This window comes from Bradyrhizobium tropiciagri, assembly GCF_018130505.1.
In the GTDB taxonomy this organism is placed as follows: Bacteria; Pseudomonadota; Alphaproteobacteria; order Rhizobiales; family Xanthobacteraceae; genus Bradyrhizobium; species Bradyrhizobium tropiciagri_B.
Genome location: NZ_JAFCKH010000009.1, coordinates 113,397 through 130,000 on the forward strand (window position 1 = coordinate 113,397; position 16,604 = coordinate 130,000).

The window sequence follows — 16,604 nt, forward strand, 5'->3', positions numbered from 1 at the left end:
GTTTGAGTTCGTCACCGCGAACGACGGTGCGAATGCTGCTGCGCGTATGAGACTGGTCGACGGTAACACTGCGACCTGTCCAAGTCGTCGCAACATTATAAGCCTTTGGAGAGACGGAAGTGAGTACGACTGACAGAGCGGAGCATCGGGCTCCGGTGCCCGGGCTCGATCGCGGTTCGTTTCGTCGCCTTCCACGGTGCGGCGGCGCACCTATCGGTCTGCTGTTAGCCCTGGCGCTCGCTGGTTGCGACGAGAAAGCGCAATCGCAGGCGGCCGCGCCTCCACCGCCACCGGTGACTGTCGCGCAGCCGGTGAAGCGCACGGTCACCGACTGGGACGAATTCACCGGCCGCTTCGAGGCGATCGAGGAGGTCCAGGTTCGCGCTCGCGTCGGCGGCTTCGTCAACAGCGTCGAGTTCAAGGACGGTGCGATCGTCCATGCCGGCGATCTGCTCTACATCATCGACCCGCGCCCGTTCGAGGCGGTCAAGCTGCAGGCCGAAGGCCAGCTCGCCGACGCGCGCGCCAAGGGCGAGCTTGCCAAGCGCGAGCTCGACCGTGGGCTGACCCTGGTTCAGACCAGCGCGGTCTCCGAGCAGGTCGTCGACCAGCGCCGTCAGGCCCTGCAGGCGGCTCATGCGGCCGAGACCCAGGCGGAGGGCGCGCTGAAGGCGGCCCAGCTCAACGTCGAATTTACTTACGTGCTGGCGCCGATCACCGGCCGGGTCAGCCGGCATCTGGTGACCCCGGGCAACCTCGTGCAGGGCAGCGAGGGCGGCTCGACGCTCCTGACCTCGATCGTCTCGCTCGATCCGATCTACGTCTATTTCGATGTCGACGAGGCGACCTATCAGCGCAACAGCAAGCTCTGGTTCGAAGGCAGGCGGCCGAGTTCGCGCGACACCGCAAATCCGGTGCAGGTGACGCTGACCGGCGAGACCAAGCCTTCGCATGAGGGCAAGATGGACTTCCTCGACAACCGCCTCGACGTCTCGACCGCGACGCTGCGCAGCCGCGCGATTATCCCGAACAGAGATCTCTCAATTTTGCCGGGGCAGTTCGGCCGCGTCAGGATCATCGGCTCCTCGCCCTACGAGGCGCTGCTGATTCCCGACACCGCCATCGCCACCGACCAGTCACGCAAGATCGTGTTCGTGGTCAAGAATGACAACACGGTGGAGGCAAGGCCGGTGGTGCTCGGCCCGCTTGACGACGGGCTGCGGGTGATCCGCGAGGGCCTCAAGGCGGAGGATCACGTCATTGTCGACGGACTGCAACGCGCCCGCGTCGGCGCCAAGGTGACGCCGAAGATGGCGCAAGCTCCCGCCGGGGATAAGGCTCCCGCAGCAGATAAGGCTCCCGCAGGGGCCAAAGCGCCGGCAGGCGACAAGAGCCCGGTGGGTACCAAGCCATGAATCTCGGAAGGCTTTCCATCAACCAGCCCATCCTTGCGATGGTGCTCTCGATCGTGCTTGTGATCGTCGGCACGATCGCCTACCAGACGCTGCCGGTCTCGGAATATCCGCAGGCGGTGCCGCCGACCGTTACCGTCACCACGCAATATCCGGGCGCTTCGGCGCAGACCGTGGCCGACACCGTCGCCGCTCCGATCGAGCAGGAGATCAACGGCGTCGAGGACATGCTGTATCTCTACAGCCAGGCGACCTCGAACGGCCAGCTCACCATCACCGTTACCTTCAGGCTGGGCACCGATCTCGACAAGGCTCAGGTGCTGGTGCAGAACCGCGTTGCGATCGCGCAACCGCGGCTGCCCGAGGAGGTGCAGCGCAACGGCGTCGTCACGCGTAAAAACTCGCCCGACATCCTGATGGCCGTGTTCGTGCTGTCGCCGGACGACTCGTTCGATCAGCTCTACATTTCCAACTACACGCTGCTGCAGGTTCGCGACGAGCTGTTGCGGCTCGACGGCGTCGGCGACATCCAGATGTTCGGCGCGCGCGACTATTCGATGCGGCTGTGGCTCGATCCCGACCGGATCGCTGATGTCGGTCTGACATCCGGCGAGGTGCTGGCGGCGATCCGCGCCCAGAACCTGCAGATCACCGGCGGACAGATCGCGGAGCCGCCGATCGCCGATCGCGCATTCCAGCCCAACCTCGTCTTCACCGGCCGCCTCAAGGACATCAGGCAGTTCGAGGACATTGTTGTGAAGGCCGGCTCCGATGGCCGCACCGTGCGGCTGCGCGACGTCGCCCGCGTCGAGCTCGGTGCGCTGTCCTACGCCACCAGTAGCCGCATATTGCGCAAGTCCGCGGTCGCGATGGTGGTGACCCAACGGCCCGGATCGAATGCGCTCGCCACGGCGAAGGCAATCTCCACCACCATGGCGAGGCTGAAGGAGAGTTTTCCGAAAGGGCTCGACTACAACATCGGCTACAACCCGACCGAATTCATCGCCCAGTCGGTCCATGAGCTGATCAAGACGGTCTATGAGGCGATGGCGCTCGTCGTCATCGTTGTGCTGGTATTCCTGCAGGGCTGGAGACCTGCGATCATCCCGATCATCGCGATCCCGGTGTCGCTGGTCGGCACCTTCGCGGTGATGGCGGCGCTCGGCTTCTCGATCAACAATCTGACGCTGTTCGGCCTCGTGCTCGCGGTCGGCATCGTGGTCGACGACGCCATCGTGGTGGTCGAGAATGTCGAGCGGCATCTGCAGCGCGGTCTGAGCCGGCGCGAGGCGGCGCTCAAGACCATGGAGGAGGTCGGCGGCGCGCTGGTCTCGATTGCACTGGTGCTGTGCGCGGTGTTCGTGCCGACCGCCTTCCTCGGCGGCATCTCCGGACAGTTCTTCCAGCAATTCGCCGTGACGATTGCGGTCGCGACGGCGATCTCCTGTTTCTGCTCGCTGACGCTGTCGCCGGCGCTGGCCTCGCAGATCCTGGTGCCGCACGAGGAGAAGCGTCCGCCGGCGCGTTGGAACATCATCGCGCGCGGCTGGGAGAGCTTCACAGGCGTCTTCAACCGCGTGTTCGACCGGTTGTCGAATGGCTATGCGGCCATGGCATCCTTCGTGATCCGGCATTCGGCGCTGATGCTGTTGCTCTATGTCGCGCTGATCGGCAGCGCCGGCTGGCTGCTCGCCACCACTGCGCAGGGCTTCATCCCGGCGCAGGATCGCGGTTACCTCATCATCTCAGTCCAACTGCCGGGCGCCGCGTCGCTGGCGCGGACCGCTTCTGTGGTGCGCGAAATCGAGCGGATCGCGCTGGATACGCCAGGGATCGTCCGTGTTGGGGCGTTCAGCGGCTTCTCCGGCGCGACACGCACGCAGCAGGGCAACGCTGCGGCGTTGTTCCCGGTGTTCGACGAGCCGGAGGCGCGGCAGAAGAGGGGATTGTCGGCCAACGCGATCACGGCCGATCTGCGCAAACGGCTCTCGGTGATCCGGGGGGCATTCATCATCGTGATTCCCCCACCTGCCGTGCCCGGTATCGGCACCGGCGGCGGCTTTGCCATCCGCATCCAGGATCGACAGGGGCGCGGGCCCGAACTGCTGGCGGCCGCGACCGACGAACTGGTTGCCGCCGCGCGGAAGTCGCCGAACCTGACCTCCGTGTTCTCGCCGTTCTCGGCGAACACGCCGCAACTGTTCGTCGACATCGATCGCGTCAAGGCGCAGAAGCTTGGTGTTCCCATTGCCGGCATCACCGATACGATCGAGACCTATTTCGGTTCGACCTACGTCAACGACTTCAACCTGTTCGGGCGCACCTATCACGTCACCGCGCAGGCCGATCTTCCGTTCCGCAAGGAGAATTCCGATCTCGCGCGGCTGCGTACCCGCAACGCGGCAGGCGACATGGTGATGCTCGGCAGCATCGTCGACTTCAAGGACGTATCGGGGCCTGACCGTGTCGCGCGCTACAATCTCTACTCGGCGTCCGAGCTGCAGGGCGAGCCGGCACCGGGTGTCAGCTCGGCGACGGCGCTGAGCACCATCAAGCAACTCGCCGACCAGACGTTGCCGAGCGGCTTCTCGTTCGAATGGACCGACCTGTCCTATCAGCAGGTGACCGGCGGCAATGCCGGCCTCTACGTGTTCCCGATCTGCGTGCTGTTCGTCTATCTGGTGCTGGCCGCGCAATACGGCAGCTGGACACTGCCGTTCGCGGTGATCCTGATCGTGCCGATGTGCCTGTTCGCGGCCACCATCGGCGTGCGCATCATGGGGCAGGACGTCAACATCCTGACCCAGATCGGCTTCGTGGTGCTGGTGGGGCTGGCCGCCAAGAACGCGATCCTGATCGTCGAGTTCGCGCGTGACATCGAGCTCGAGGGCAAATCGCGGCTGGAGGCTGTGATCGAGGCCTGTCGCCTTCGCTTGCGGCCGATCCTGATGACCTCGTTCGCCTTCATCCTCGGCGTGCTGCCGCTGGTGGTGTCGAGCGGTTCGGGCTCGGAGATGCGTCAGGCGGTCGGCGTTGCCGTGTTCTTCGGCATGCTCGGCGTCACGCTGTTCGGCCTCGTGTTCACGCCGATCTTCTACATGGTGGTGCGCAATCTCGCGGAGGGGAAGAACGAGGGCAAGCCGTCGTTCGGACGGCATGAAGTCGCGGAACATGTCTAGTACCGGAGAACAGCAGGCGGCGCGGGCGAGGGGAATGGAAACGATAACGACCCGGCATTTCTAATGGTCGGCGTGAATGCTTACTGTTCGTTCAACCGGGCTGACCGCGACGGCCGCATCGAGTGCTGACAGTGTGGGACGGCGTAATCGTCCCGATCATCCTCCTGGATTGATGCACTCTCCTCGTCGCAAGAGCCCGCTCAAGCAACCAGACAAGTAGGAGTCATCGATGTCGTTCCGCTTCATCACCAAGTCCATCCACGCTTACCTGATCGACTACCCCGTCGCGATCGCCTTGATCGCAGCGCCGTTCGTGCTGGAGCTTGGCACGAGCGAACCGGCCGCAATGTGGCTTTCGGTCGTCACTGGTGTGGCCGCGCTGCTTCTGGCCGCCCTGACTGACCATCCCGCCGGGCTCGTCAAGATCATCCCGTACTGGCTGCACCTTTGGGTCGATCGCGCCGTCGGCGTGGTGTTTGTCATCGCCCCGTTTGCTTTCCGATTCTCCGGGCTCGACGCTTGGTACTACTGGGTTCTCGCTGCCGCTGTCCTGCTCACGACCTCAGTCTTCAACGCCCCTGAGGAGCCGGTCGTTACGCGGTCGACATTGGGCGGGCGCACAGCGGCCTGAAGGCGGCGACGGCGCTCCACTTGCTTGCGAAGCGCGGCGACAGTGAAGCCCCGGGGCGTTGGTTAGACTGAAATGGTGCGAAAGAGAAGGAAACAGATGTCCGAGGAGAGCTACGACATCGTCATTGTTGGCGCGGGCGCGGCCGGCTGCGTCGTGGCGAGTTATCTCGCCGAACACACCGATGCATCGATCGCGCTGATCGAAGCGGGCGACATGGATCGCGATCCGTTCATTCACATTCCCGCGGGCTTCGCCAATATCCTGGTCCACGACCGGCATGTCTGGAAATACGAGACGGTTCCCCAGCACGGCAAAAGACGAGCATATCGCTCGGGCAAAGTACTCGGCGGCGGCTCCTCGATCAATGCGATGTGCTACGTTCGTGGCCAGACACGCGACTTCGCCGCGTGGCAGGACGCCGTCGGCGACACCGGCAAATGGTCGTATGAAGACCTGCTTCCCGTCTTCATGGCGCAGGAACGCAACGACACCTTCCACGACACATATCACGGCATCAACGGTGGTCTGGCGGTCCAGTTGCCCAAGGGCATCAACGAGCTGAACCAATATTGCCTCAAGGCCTTCCAGGAATATGGGATTCCCTATAATCCCGACTATAACGGCGAGAGCCAGATCGGCGTCTCGCCGGTGCAGTCGACGGTCGGACATCAACGCCGGTGCAGCGCGGTCGACGCTTATCTCCGTCCGCACCTCGCCTCAGGGCGCGTCACTCTTCTCACCAGCACGACCGTCATTCGGATTCTCGTCGAGAACAAGCGGGCTGTCGGCATCGAATTGAAGGACAACGGCCTCGAGCGGATCATGGCCGGCGAAGTCGTGCTGTCGGCCGGTGCCGTCCATAGCCCGAAGATCCTGATGCACTCGGGCGTTGGACCGGCCGAGCAGCTGCGGCGACACGGCATCGCGGTGATCGTCGATTCTCCGGGAGTGGGCGAAAATCTCCATGATCACCCGATGGTGCCGGTTCGTGCCTATGTGAAGGGCGATCTCGGCTATCAGGCAGCCGCGCAGGGCCTAGGCACCATCAAGGCGGGCCTGCGCTATCTCGTCACCAAGGATGGCCCGGCGTCGGGCAACGGCATCGAGACGGTTACCCACTGGAACCCGTCAGACTTCGCCGCCGACCCCACGATCCAGTGCTATCACGCTCCGATCATCTTGAACGAGCAACTCGGCCCGACCGGCGACCGCTCGGGCGTCACCTTCGAACTCGTGGTGCTTCAGCCCAAGAGCCGTGGCTGGGTGCGGCTTGCGGATGGCGACCCGACGTCGATGCCCCTCATCAACCCGAACTTCGTCGGCGACGAGGAAGACCTGAAGGCCGCGGTAGAATCGGTGCGGGCAATCCGCGCGGTTATGGCCCAGGAGTCGTTGGCGTCGGTGATCGAGGAAGAGATGGATCCCGGTCCGCATGTCCAATCGGACGCAGAGATCGGCGAATGGGTGAAGCGTGTCGTGACGACGATGTGGCACCCGGTCGGGACGTGCCGGATGGGTCAGGATGAGCGAGCGGTGGTCGACGCAAGGCTCCGGGTCCGCGGGATCGATCGGCTCCGGGTGATCGACGCCTCGATCATGCCGAACATCACCAGCGGCAATACCAACGCCCCGACCCAGGCGCTCGCGCGGCACGCCACGGCGATGCTGGTCGAGGATCTGAAGCGAGGGTAGGGCACTCTGGCGCACGCGTGGACGAAGCTCGTGCTATCGTCCGCGCAGTCGCACCTGAGCCTGTCGATCTCGTTGCCGGAACCTCGTTCTCAGATACCCCTCCGGGCCTCGCCATCCTTGGCCATCCGCCGGTAGTCGCTCGGATCGCGATCGTACGCCTTTCGAAATGCGCGCACAAAACTCGAACGGCTCTCGTAGCCCGCATTAAGGGCAACGACGTCGATCGACATCGTCGTTGTGGTCAAGTCGATAGCGGCCTGGCGCATCCTCAAGTCCCGCAAGATGGCCATCGGGGATTTTCCGAAGATGTCCGAGAATCTCGCCATGAACGCCGAACGACTCAATCCTGCACTGTGTGCCAGGCTTTGAACAGAATGGGCAGCTCCCGGCCGCGCCACCATGTCCGCAAAAGCCCGGGTGACCTGCCTGTCGGCAAGTATCGAGAATCGCTCAGTCCAGCGCTTGGATGACCTGACGGACCGTCGCACCAGCGAGACAATAATCTGCTTCAGCAAGGACGCCGTCATGGCTCCGACGCCGACCTCTTGCTGCATCAGCTCTTCCATCGCCTCGCGAAGCTTCAGATCGATCTTGTCCGCCGGCTCGAATTGCTCGATCACCGGTTCGCGGAGCTCTCCGAACAGCCTCACCGACTGACCGAACGATGCGTTGAAAAAGCCGCAGACCTGAACGATTTCAGGTTGCCCGTTCGGCACTGCGACGCGGAGGATGCCGTCTTGACGAGTCCAGCAGTCTTTCGAAATGAGCTTCGGTGGGCCGCCTTCACCGTCAACCTCGATCATGAACGGAGTATTCGGTGGGACGATGATGAGCAAATGAGGGCGCAACGGCATCGGTGGCGCGCCGTTGATCGATATGCGTCCCACGCCGCTCAGGTTGTAGTGGATCCCGGGTACGTCAATCGTCCCAAATTCGACCCGATGGCCGTTCGGCACCAGTATCTCGGTCAGCGCGATGACATCGATGTCGAGCGCCTGCATCAGGTTGTCGAGGTCAGTCGTGGACAATTTGACTGTGGAACCCGTGGGCAGCAACATGTTCTGTCCGACGGGAACTTGCGTTGGAACCGCCTTGGTGTGCATGGCTGTCATGCCTCTTTATTGCATGGCTAACGGCGCCGATAGTGCTCCTGGACCCGTTCTCCAAGGGATCAGCGAGAGCGCAACCAATTATCCTCCCGAACCCGATACCCGATCATGATCCGATCGCCGTTGTATGGAAGTGAAATTCTTGCAGATCGATCCTGATCTGCCTTCAGATCGCAACCGCTGACAGTGCGGCTTTCGACGCCACCACTGGAAAGCGCGGCAGGCGATGGACGCGAAGAACGAACGACGCGGGGGGACGGCAGGGACTAGGACGACGACTTCAGCGAAGCCGTATCAATCGGCAGGCTGCGCACGCGCCTTCCGGTCGCGGCGAAGATTGCATTGGTTACAGCAGCACTGACAATGGCCGTCGGAGCTTCACCGACGCCACCTGGAGCTTCGGCGTTCTTGATCAGGTGCGTCTCCACCACCGGAACTTCGTCGATACGCATCGGCAGATAAGTGTCGAAATTGCTCTGCTCGACCCGCCCATCCTTGAATGTTATTGACCCATGGAGCGCAGCGGTCAGCCCGAACAGCGTTCCACCCTGGACCTGTGCCTCGATCGTATCGGGATTGACGTACATGCCGCAATCGATCGCACAGACGATCCGCTTGACTCTGACAGCGCCATCGGCCGCAACTTCGACCTCCGCGACCTGCGACGTGTAACTCCCATATGCGAATTGTACCGAGATCCCGCGACCATGCCGGGCGGGGAGCGGCGATCCCCACCCTGCCTTTTCCGCTGCAAGCGACAGCACAGCGAGCGCTCGCGGGTTGTGGCCAAGCAATCCCTTGCGATAGGCGAGGGGATCCTGCTTCGCGGCATGCGCGAGCTCATCAATGAAGCTTTCGACCACAAAGACATTGTGAGTCGGTCCAACGCCGCGCCACCAGGACGTCCGGACACCACGGGGCTCGACCTGAACATAGTCGACGTGAATATTGGGCAGTGCATAGGGCGGCTCGGCCGCCGCTTCGACGGCGTCGGGGTCCAATCCATCCTTGATATAGGGCGGATAATAGCGAGCGAAGATCGAGGACCCGGCGATCCGATCTGTCCATGCAACCGGTTTGCCGGCCGCATCAAGTCCGGCGGACAGCCGATCGAGATAGTAAGGCCGATACATATCGTGCTGAATGTCTTCCTCGCGGCTCCAGATCACTTTCACCGGGCCATCGACGTGCCTCGCGATCTTGACGGCCAGCACTGTGCCATCGGCCTCCAGCCTCCGGCCGAAGCCGCCGCCGATCAGATGATTGTGAATCTTGATCACGGCCTTTGGCAGGCCGGTGAGCTCGACCACCAACGCCTGCGTGATCGTGGGCGCCTGCGTCCCGACCCAGATGTCGCAACGATCCTTTTGCAGATGGACGGTGCAGTTCATCGGCTCCATTGTCGCATGGGCCAGGAAGGGCACCTGATAGACAGCGTCAAGCCGTTGCGCCGCCGCTGCGAGGGCCTTCCCCGCATCGCCGTCGTTGCGGGCCACAACGCCTGGCTTTTTGGACTCTTCCTCCAATTGCTTGACGATGTCGGCGTTGTTGACCTTGGCGTTCGGCCCATCGTCCCACGTGACGGCGGCGGCCTCGAGCCCCTTCCTCGCTGCCCCCATGTGATCAGCTACCACGGCGACAGCTTCGCCGATGTTGACCACCTGCCGGACGCCCTTGACTGCCAGCGCGGCGCTTTCGTTCACGGTTTTCGCGCTGCCGCCGAGCACAGGCGAAATGGCAACCGCCGCAACCTTCATACCCGGCAGGCGTACGTCGATGCCATAGAGGGCGCGCCCATCGACCTTGATCGAAGAATCGATGCGCTTGGCGCGCGTGCCGATCAGCGTGAAATCCCTCGGATCCTTCAATTTGACGTTTGCCGCGGGCGGCACAGGCAATTTCGCCGCAGCCTCCGCAAGTTCGCCGTAGCTCAGATGCTTGGCGCCCGTCGCGTCGAACACAGCGCCGTTCCTGGCGCGGCAGGTCGCCGGATCGACATTCCATCGCTTGGCCGCCGCCGCAATCAGCAGGTTACGACCCACTGCGCCCGCTTGCCGCAATGGCGTCCAGAAGGCGCGGACAGAGGAAGAGCCGCCCGTATTTTGAATGCCGATGACCGAGTTGACGTAGAGCGCCTCATTTGGCGGCGCATGCTGAACCTGAATCTGGTCGAGCCTGACTTCCAGCTCTTCGGCGAGCAGCATCGCGAGCGAGGTGTAGACCCCTTGTCCCATCTCAACCATCGGCATGATCAGCGTCACGGCGCCAGTCGGATTGATCCGTATGAATCCGTTCGGCGCGAACGTACCCGTGATCTCGTTTTCGACCACCTGCGAGGCGGGCGCGGCGAACACGGGCTCCGTGCTTGCACCGGTCAGGGCAAAGCCGAGCAGCAAGCCTGCGCCCTGAAGCAAGGTGCGCCGCGACATCGCTGCTTCAGCCTCGACCCGGTTCGTTGGAATCAGCCTATCCATGACTCAAACTCCTGCGGCGTGCTTGATCGCGGCCCGGATACGCTGGTAGGTACCGCAACGACAGACGTTTCCCGACATCGCTGAGTCGATATCGGCGTCGCCGGGTTTCGGCGTATCCTTCAGCAATGCCGCCGCCGACATGATCTGGCCGGACTGGCAGTAGCCGCACTGCACGACCTCAAGATCCAGCCACGCCTTCTGCAAGGCCGCGCCTTGCGGTGTGCGGCCGATCGCCTCGATGGTGGTCACTGCGCCGTCGCCGACACTATCAACCGACGTCTGGCAGGAGCGGACCGGTTGGCCGTCGACATGCACGGTGCAGGCGCCGCACAGCGCCTGCCCGCAACCGAACTTGGTCCCGGTCATGCCGAGTACGTCGCGCAGCACCCACAGCAACGGGATGTCGCCGTCGACGTCGACCTCATGAGATGAGCCGTTGATCTTCAGTGTGAAAGCCATTGATGCCTCTCGAGCGCGTTGCGAGTGAGCGATAAGACGATCAACGTCACTCATGAAGTCCGCGAAAGTGCTGCGGATTGATCGCAGCACGGAGCGAGGCTTTCCAATATTCGGAATGAATGGTTTCTATAGCAACGAGGAATGCGCCGCGATGCTCCGCTCAGGGCGCGCGAGCGGTGCTGCATTCCCGGTGCGTCGCGAAACCTAGGATTTCCGTGACATTCGACCGCGCGCCGGTGGAGGGCGCTTCATAGTCAAAAGCTCCGTCACATCATGCCGATCATCTGCCGATGAGATGGCAACCGTCAGGAATTTCCCGTCCGGGTATGTTTTTGCTTCGTCGTAAAGCCTGACCAACTGCGAGCGCCATGCATGACGCCGCTCCTCAAATTTCTCTCGCTCCGCTCGCCCCAGGACCACAACGACCGAAATCCGCTTGTATTCCGGCAGGAGGGTGCAGAACGCCTTTGTCTGCTTGTAGCGCAAGGACCAGCCGCGCTTCTTGCCGCCATAGAGCCATTCGGGTGCGAAAATATCGGGGTAGAGTTCGTCGATCCAGTTCTGCAGGAGAGTCCAGTGCTTGAACGCGCGTGGTCCGATCCAGCTGCGGAGTGTGCTATCATCGGGCGGTGCCGACCTGTTGGTGATCCTGTCACCGATCTGGGGAGAGACCTGTTCCATGCCGCCTTCCATGGTCCCGCGTTTCAGGCTGTGTTGCGCCTGACGTTTTTTCCGCCGCACAGTCGGAAGTTCTGTCGCGGACCTCCCTCCAGCATTGGAGCATCGGCGGGCTGCCCGTCAAAGCGGAAATGCGGCCGCTGGATTTGAGGACATGGAATGTGGACTCTCGGTCCGTTCCTGCAGGACAGGCGCCTGCATGCTGACCGGAATTTGAACTTGTCTGCTCAGCGAGGCGCGTGCGGATCTGAGCGGAGGCTTGGTGCGTCAGCTCGCGCCAAATCCAGCCGGTTCATCGGCGTGCGACACTCCGAACGTCACGCTATGCTCGGACCCTGCGGGAAAACTAGAAGCGTCATATCTCCCCTTCGCCGCTCTCTCGCCATTTCTGGCTGTGGATTGACACGGTCTGATCTGAACCGGACGCGTCGTGTCAATGGGAAGCACCGTCTTGTGCGAGATCTTCTTCAGGGCAAGATTGGATTTGATGCTGGAGACGCCCGGGATCCGCGATAACTTGTTCACGATGAGATCCTCGAGGTCCTCGATGTCCGACGCCATGACGCGAAGCAGGTAGTCGCTATCACCAGTCATGAGATAGCATTCCATCACCTGGCCCATCCGATCGATCGCGCGGGTGAAGCTATCGAGTGAGTGCTGCACCTGCTTTTCGAGCTTCACCTGGATGAATGCAGTCACACCCAAGCCGAGCACGGATGCATCGAGCACGGCAATCCTGCGATCGATGACGCCGAGCTTCTCGAGGTTTCGGACCCGGGCGAGGCAGGGCGAGGGAGAGAGGTTGACCCGGGCGGAGAGCTCGACATTGGTCAGGCTCGCGTTCTGCTGCAGCTCATTCAGGATCTTGATATCGATTCTGTCGAGAGCCATCACGGTCATAGCGTAGTCCTCCCATGGGCAAAGCGTTACGGCATCGAGGCCCGGCCCCACGCGTTCCCCTCGCGTGGTGACATCTCGATGACAGAGATGCTAACGATTCCCCAAGGTGCGGAATTTCGACAAAATGCCGACTTGTATCTAAAAACTGACAATCTGGCCGTCGTTGCGATGTGCCGCTCCGCGGACGTCGCAATCGAACGCGATGTCGATCGCAGGTAGAAAATCGAGGTTCATGTCAGGCCGCAGAATGTGCGGGTTCCGCAGGCTGTGGCGCTTATTTGTGTCGCCACATTGAGACATGGGCGGAGAATTCGGCAGATCACGGAAGGCGATTCTGGTTAGCTTGCGAACATGGCAAACTCCGACATTCTTCCCGTGGAGCGCGAAGGCGATGTGGCGGTGATGACGATGAATCGTCCACCGGCGAACGCCCTCAATATCGATTTGATCTCTGACCTTGTGGACCGAATGCGGTCCTTCGCACGCGAGCAGACACCGCCCGGCATAGTCCTTACGGGACGCGGGAATCGTTTCTTCAGCGCCGGTGGCGACATCAAGGAGGTCTCGACCGTCGAGGTGGCAACGCCGCGGCTGAAGACGTTTCACGCGCTATTGTGTGAAATGGAAAGATACCCAGGCCCGTTCGTCTGCGCTGTTCGCGGCTATGCCGTAGGGGGAGCTTTCGAGTTTTTGCTGCATGCGGATTACGTGGTGGCGAACCCCGAATGCCAGGTCGGATTTCCGGAGATCAATCATGGGCTGCTCCCCGCTGTTAAGGGCATGCGTCAGGCGGCGCAAAAGCTCGGCCAGCGCGCCGCCAAGCAGCTACTGTATCGGGGCGAGTTGATCGATGCGTCAAAGGCACTCGAGGTCGGTGCCGTCGACGAAGTCGTCGACACGGACGGGGTAACCGACAGAGCCATATCGATTTGCCGTCAACTCCGAAGCAAGGACGCAAAGCTGTTCGCTGCGATCAAACGTTCGTTGAATCTGACGGGCCTGATGAGCGACGACGAGCTCGACGCAATGACGATCGGCGACCTCGCGGTGTATCTGGACGAGGACAGTTCTGCGGACGCCAGGGCTCGTTTTCTGGCGAAGAGCGGGAAGGTCTGAATGAGCAAGCCGGAACGGACGGGCGATCTGCGCCTTGAGCTGATGACATTCGAGGATGTCTCGACGGCCCTGAGGAGCGGGTTCGACACCGTGGTCGTTCCTTGCGGAGCCGTGGAGCAACACGGGCCTCACCTGCCGCTTTGCATGGATGCAGATCATGCGGAGGCCCTGGCCAATTTGGTTTCCCGCCGCCTTGGCCGAACGCTGATCGCGCCGACGATCAGGGTTGGCTGCTCCTCGCATCACCTTACGTTTCCCGGCACCATATCGATCCGCCCTGAGACATTCGAGGCGATGTGCTCGGACTATTGCGCCAGCCTTGTACGGCACGGCTTCTCCAGGATCATCTTCTTCTCCGGTCATATCGGCAACTTCCCGGTCCTGAGGGACATGCTGCCACGCCTTCGGAGAAGTGTAGGGAAGAGCGCGCGGATCGACGCCTTCGTCGATTCCGAGGCGTGGCTGACAGCGTGGCGAGAGGCGGTTGCCGACGCCGGCGGAGACCCGGCTGCGGTGGGCGGGCACGCCGACATCGCCGAAACATCGCTGATGATGAAAATTCGTCCGGACAGCGTCCGTACGGATCGCTTCGAACCCGGTCATATCGGCTTGCTCTCGCCGGACCAGCTCGACCTGATGTGGAAGAACGGCATTTCCTCCGTCACCCGGAACGGGATCATCGGAGATCCGCGTGGGTCGACGGTTGCGATCGGTGAAAGCTGCCTCGAGCGCATCGCCGGCCTGCTGGTCGACGCATTCAAAGCCTGACCCGCTACGAAACTTTCCGATCCGGCTCAACAGGCGCGCAATCGCTTGAACGGACGAGTTCGTCTTTATCTCTGTAAGCCCTGACGAGGGTTGGGCGCTCCATGCAGCGGCGACACCGGTGCAAGCTCTCGACAGCACAAAATACGGAAAGTCGCGCCTCGGCGAGGCGCATTCGGAGGAAAATTTCGTCCGTTCTGTAACATTGTTTCGTCCATCAGCTACACCGGAAGGACAGCAGAATGGCACTCAAATTTGGGTTCTGGTCGGAGCAGGAAACCCAGGTCGGGCAGAGCTACTCGCGCCGGCTTCACGAACTCGTCGATGAAGTCCGGCTTGCCGAGAAAGTCGGCTTCGATTGCGTCGCGCTCTCCGAGCAGCATGTTGCGCTCGGCGGCATTTCCAGCTCAGCGCCCGAGGTCGTCTACGGATATCTCGCAGCGGTGACGTCGCGGGTGAAACTCCGTTCCGCCGTCACCCTCATGCCTCAGCGCATCAATCACGCGCTTCGCTCGGCGGAGCGCCTGGCGGTCACCGACATCCTGTCGCACGGCCGCATGGAGTTCTATGGCGGCCGCGCAAATACGACGATCGCCATGCGGGCATTCAATGTCGATCCCAGCGAGACCCTTGCGCAGATGGAGGAGGGCATCGCGCTGCTCCGCAAGTCGATGCGGGAAGACATTTTCACGTTTGAAGGCAAGTATTACCAAATTCCTCCGCGCCAACTCGTGCCGAAGCCGGTTCAAAAGCCGCACCCGGTGATCGGCGTCGCCGCCACGAGCGAGCGCAGCCACAACTGGGCGGGAGCCGAGGGCTTGGCCGTGATGAGTCACTCGATCTATCAGGGCTGGGAAGTCCAGAAGAAGTTGCTCGACGCCTATCGCAAATCCTGGAAACGCGACGAGCAGGGGCCGCTTGATCGTCCTCGCGTCGGCATCCCGCTCTTCCTCGGAATCGGGCCAACGGATGAGAAGGCAAGGGAAGATTACGCCGAACCGCTCATGCACTATGCGCGAATTTCGACGGATGCATACCCGCGCCTCGCCAAGCTCGCGGACGACTACTCCTACATGAGCGAAAGCATTCCATCGATGGAGCGCGCCGGTCGGGACTGGGACTATCTCCTGAATCACTCGGCCACGACCGTATGCGGGAGTCCGGATACCGTCATTCGCCAGATCGAGCAGTATGAGGCGCTCGGTGTCGACGAGGTGCTCCTGCACCTGGATTCGGTGCCGCATCACAAGATCATGGAAGCCATCGACATGGTCGGGCGCTACGTGATCCCGCACTTCAACGACAAAAACAACGTTGTCCGGCCCACCGAGGAAATCCTCGACAAGATCCGGGCAATGCGGCCGCAGAACTCCGAGCCATCGAAGAAGGCAGTTTAAGGAACAGATCCATGTCAGAATCGAAGTACCAGTATCTTCTGATCGAGAAGCGCCCGAGCGGTGTTGCGGTCATCACGATGAACCGCCCCGAGATCCTCAATGCGGTCAATTGGGACATGCATGACGAGCTCGAGCAGGTCTTCGTCGATCTCGATCGCGACAAGTCGGTTCGAGCGATCGTGCTGACCGGAGCTGGCCGCGGCTTTTGCTCGGGTGGCGATCAGAAGACCCTCGACAAGAGCCCAATTCCGTCGCCGACCCGCGGTGGACGCCACCTGATCCGCAACATGCTCGAGGTGGAGGCTCCGATCATCGCTGCCGTCAATGGCGTGGCCGTCGGCCTTGGTGCGACGCTCGCCCTGATGTGCGATGTCATCTTCGCGCAATCGACCGCCCGATTTGCCGACACCCATGTCACCGCTGGCGTCGTGGCAGGCGATGGCGGCGCGGTGATCTGGCCGCTTCTGATCGGTCCAGTTCGCGCCAAGCATTATCTCATGACAGGTGCCTTCGTGTCCGCCGAGCAAGCCGTCTCGATGGGCATGATCAATGAGGCCGTTTCCGATCGGGACGTTCGCGAGGTGGCGATCGAATATGCGGAAATGCTGGCGAGCGGGCCGCGAGAGGCGATCATCTGGACCAAATACTCGGTGAACAAGATCGTCAAGGAATTCGCTCATCTGCTGCTGGATACGTCCACCGCACTGGAGACCCTGACGTTCGCCACGCCCGAGCGTCGCGAAGCGGTGGCGGCCTTTGCGGAGAAGCGCAGGCGTTTCGCGGAGCGGTGAA

At 62.1% G+C, this 16,604-nt stretch carries 13 protein-coding genes; 8 read left to right on the top strand and 5 right to left on the bottom strand.

Going from position 1 to position 16,604, the window contains the following annotated elements; translation table 11 throughout:
* The first annotated feature begins 212 nt into the window (after positions 1 to 212).
* From JQ633_RS23090 to JQ633_RS23105, 4 genes are all read left to right on the top strand, one after another.
* Positions 213 to 1,415, top strand: a complete 1,203-nt coding sequence (locus tag JQ633_RS23090; RefSeq protein ID WP_349631602.1) for an efflux RND transporter periplasmic adaptor subunit — start codon at positions 213 to 215, stop codon at positions 1,413 to 1,415.
* Positions 1,412 to 4,591 (top strand): efflux RND transporter permease subunit, encoded by a 3,180-nt coding sequence (locus JQ633_RS23095; RefSeq protein ID WP_211987376.1) that lies wholly within the window; start codon positions 1,412 to 1,414, stop codon positions 4,589 to 4,591. Before JQ633_RS23090 ends, JQ633_RS23095 begins: the two co-directional genes overlap by 4 nt.
* Positions 4,592 to 4,820: 229 nt before the next feature.
* Positions 4,821 to 5,222: an SPW repeat domain-containing protein gene (locus JQ633_RS23100; protein ID WP_211987377.1), complete on the top strand. Its 402-nt coding sequence runs from the start codon at positions 4,821 to 4,823 to the stop codon at positions 5,220 to 5,222.
* Between the two features lie 96 nt (positions 5,223 to 5,318).
* Positions 5,319 to 6,914: a GMC family oxidoreductase gene (locus tag JQ633_RS23105; RefSeq protein WP_211987378.1), complete on the top strand. Its 1,596-nt coding sequence runs from the start codon at positions 5,319 to 5,321 to the stop codon at positions 6,912 to 6,914.
* An 89-nt stretch (positions 6,915 to 7,003) separates the two neighbouring features.
* On the opposite strand, the gene JQ633_RS23110 is transcribed toward JQ633_RS23105, so the two are convergent.
* The 5 genes from JQ633_RS23110 to JQ633_RS23130 form a co-directional block, all read right to left on the bottom strand.
* A complete protein-coding gene (locus JQ633_RS23110) occupies positions 7,004 to 8,017 on the bottom strand; it encodes a helix-turn-helix transcriptional regulator (protein ID WP_211987379.1) in 1,014 nt (337 codons plus the stop codon).
* Between the two features lie 272 nt (positions 8,018 to 8,289).
* Complete coding sequence (locus tag JQ633_RS23115) at positions 8,290 to 10,497, bottom strand: xanthine dehydrogenase family protein molybdopterin-binding subunit (protein ID WP_211987380.1); 2,208 nt, start codon at positions 10,495 to 10,497, stop codon at positions 8,290 to 8,292.
* A gap of 3 nt (positions 10,498 to 10,500) precedes the next feature.
* On the bottom strand, positions 10,501 to 10,956 hold the full coding sequence (locus JQ633_RS23120; RefSeq protein ID WP_211987381.1) for a (2Fe-2S)-binding protein: 456 nt from the start codon (positions 10,954 to 10,956) through the stop codon (positions 10,501 to 10,503).
* A gap of 204 nt (positions 10,957 to 11,160) precedes the next feature.
* Positions 11,161 to 11,637 carry a DUF3788 domain-containing protein gene (locus JQ633_RS23125; protein ID WP_211987382.1) on the bottom strand — a complete coding sequence of 159 codons (477 nt, stop codon included), beginning with the start codon at positions 11,635 to 11,637 and terminating at the stop codon, positions 11,161 to 11,163.
* Positions 11,638 to 11,901: 264 nt separating this feature from the next.
* Positions 11,902 to 12,534: an Lrp/AsnC family transcriptional regulator gene (locus tag JQ633_RS23130; protein WP_249159568.1), complete on the bottom strand. Its 633-nt coding sequence runs from the start codon at positions 12,532 to 12,534 to the stop codon at positions 11,902 to 11,904.
* 351 nt (positions 12,535 to 12,885) lie between these two features.
* On the opposite strand from JQ633_RS23130, the gene JQ633_RS23135 reads away from it, so the two are divergent.
* The 4 genes from JQ633_RS23135 (at position 12,886) to JQ633_RS23150 (ending at position 16,603) form a co-directional block, all read left to right on the top strand.
* The gene (locus JQ633_RS23135; protein ID WP_211987383.1) at positions 12,886 to 13,650 is read left to right on the top strand and encodes an enoyl-CoA hydratase/isomerase family protein; all 765 of its coding nucleotides are present in this window, start codon (positions 12,886 to 12,888) and stop codon (positions 13,648 to 13,650) included.
* On the top strand, positions 13,651 to 14,418 hold the full coding sequence (locus JQ633_RS23140; protein WP_211987384.1) for a creatininase family protein: 768 nt from the start codon (positions 13,651 to 13,653) through the stop codon (positions 14,416 to 14,418). It begins immediately after the preceding gene.
* Positions 14,419 to 14,657: 239 nt separating this feature from the next.
* Entirely contained in the window at positions 14,658 to 15,812 is a 1,155-nt protein-coding gene (locus JQ633_RS23145) for an LLM class flavin-dependent oxidoreductase (protein ID WP_211987385.1), read from the top strand.
* An 11-nt stretch (positions 15,813 to 15,823) separates the two neighbouring features.
* On the top strand, positions 15,824 to 16,603 hold the full coding sequence (locus JQ633_RS23150) for an enoyl-CoA hydratase/isomerase family protein (protein ID WP_211987386.1): 780 nt from the start codon (positions 15,824 to 15,826) through the stop codon (positions 16,601 to 16,603).
* The last annotated feature ends 1 nt before the right edge of the window (position 16,604 follow it).

Bases quoted from the DNA above. Each gene is read 5' to 3' on its own strand.
- JQ633_RS23095 (WP_211987376.1), top strand. From the start codon at position 1,412: ATGAATCTCGGAAGGCTTTCCATCAACCAGCCCATCCTTGCGATGGTG.
- JQ633_RS23100 (WP_211987377.1), top strand. From the start codon at position 4,821: ATGTCGTTCCGCTTCATCACCAAGTCCATCCACGCTTACCTGATCGAC.
- JQ633_RS23105 (WP_211987378.1), top strand. From the start codon at position 5,319: ATGTCCGAGGAGAGCTACGACATCGTCATTGTTGGCGCGGGCGCGGCC.
- JQ633_RS23110 (WP_211987379.1), bottom strand. From the start codon at position 8,017: ATGCACACCAAGGCGGTTCCAACGCAAGTTCCCGTCGGACAGAACATG.
- JQ633_RS23115 (WP_211987380.1), bottom strand. From the start codon at position 10,497: ATGGATAGGCTGATTCCAACGAACCGGGTCGAGGCTGAAGCAGCGATG.
- JQ633_RS23120 (WP_211987381.1), bottom strand. From the start codon at position 10,956: ATGGCTTTCACACTGAAGATCAACGGCTCATCTCATGAGGTCGACGTC.
- JQ633_RS23125 (WP_211987382.1), bottom strand. From the start codon at position 11,637: ATGGAACAGGTCTCTCCCCAGATCGGTGACAGGATCACCAACAGGTCG.
- JQ633_RS23130 (WP_249159568.1), bottom strand. From the start codon at position 12,534: ATGACCGTGATGGCTCTCGACAGAATCGATATCAAGATCCTGAATGAG.
- JQ633_RS23135 (WP_211987383.1), top strand. From the start codon at position 12,886: ATGGCAAACTCCGACATTCTTCCCGTGGAGCGCGAAGGCGATGTGGCG.
- JQ633_RS23140 (WP_211987384.1), top strand. From the start codon at position 13,651: ATGAGCAAGCCGGAACGGACGGGCGATCTGCGCCTTGAGCTGATGACA.
- JQ633_RS23145 (WP_211987385.1), top strand. From the start codon at position 14,658: ATGGCACTCAAATTTGGGTTCTGGTCGGAGCAGGAAACCCAGGTCGGG.
- JQ633_RS23150 (WP_211987386.1), top strand. From the start codon at position 15,824: ATGTCAGAATCGAAGTACCAGTATCTTCTGATCGAGAAGCGCCCGAGC.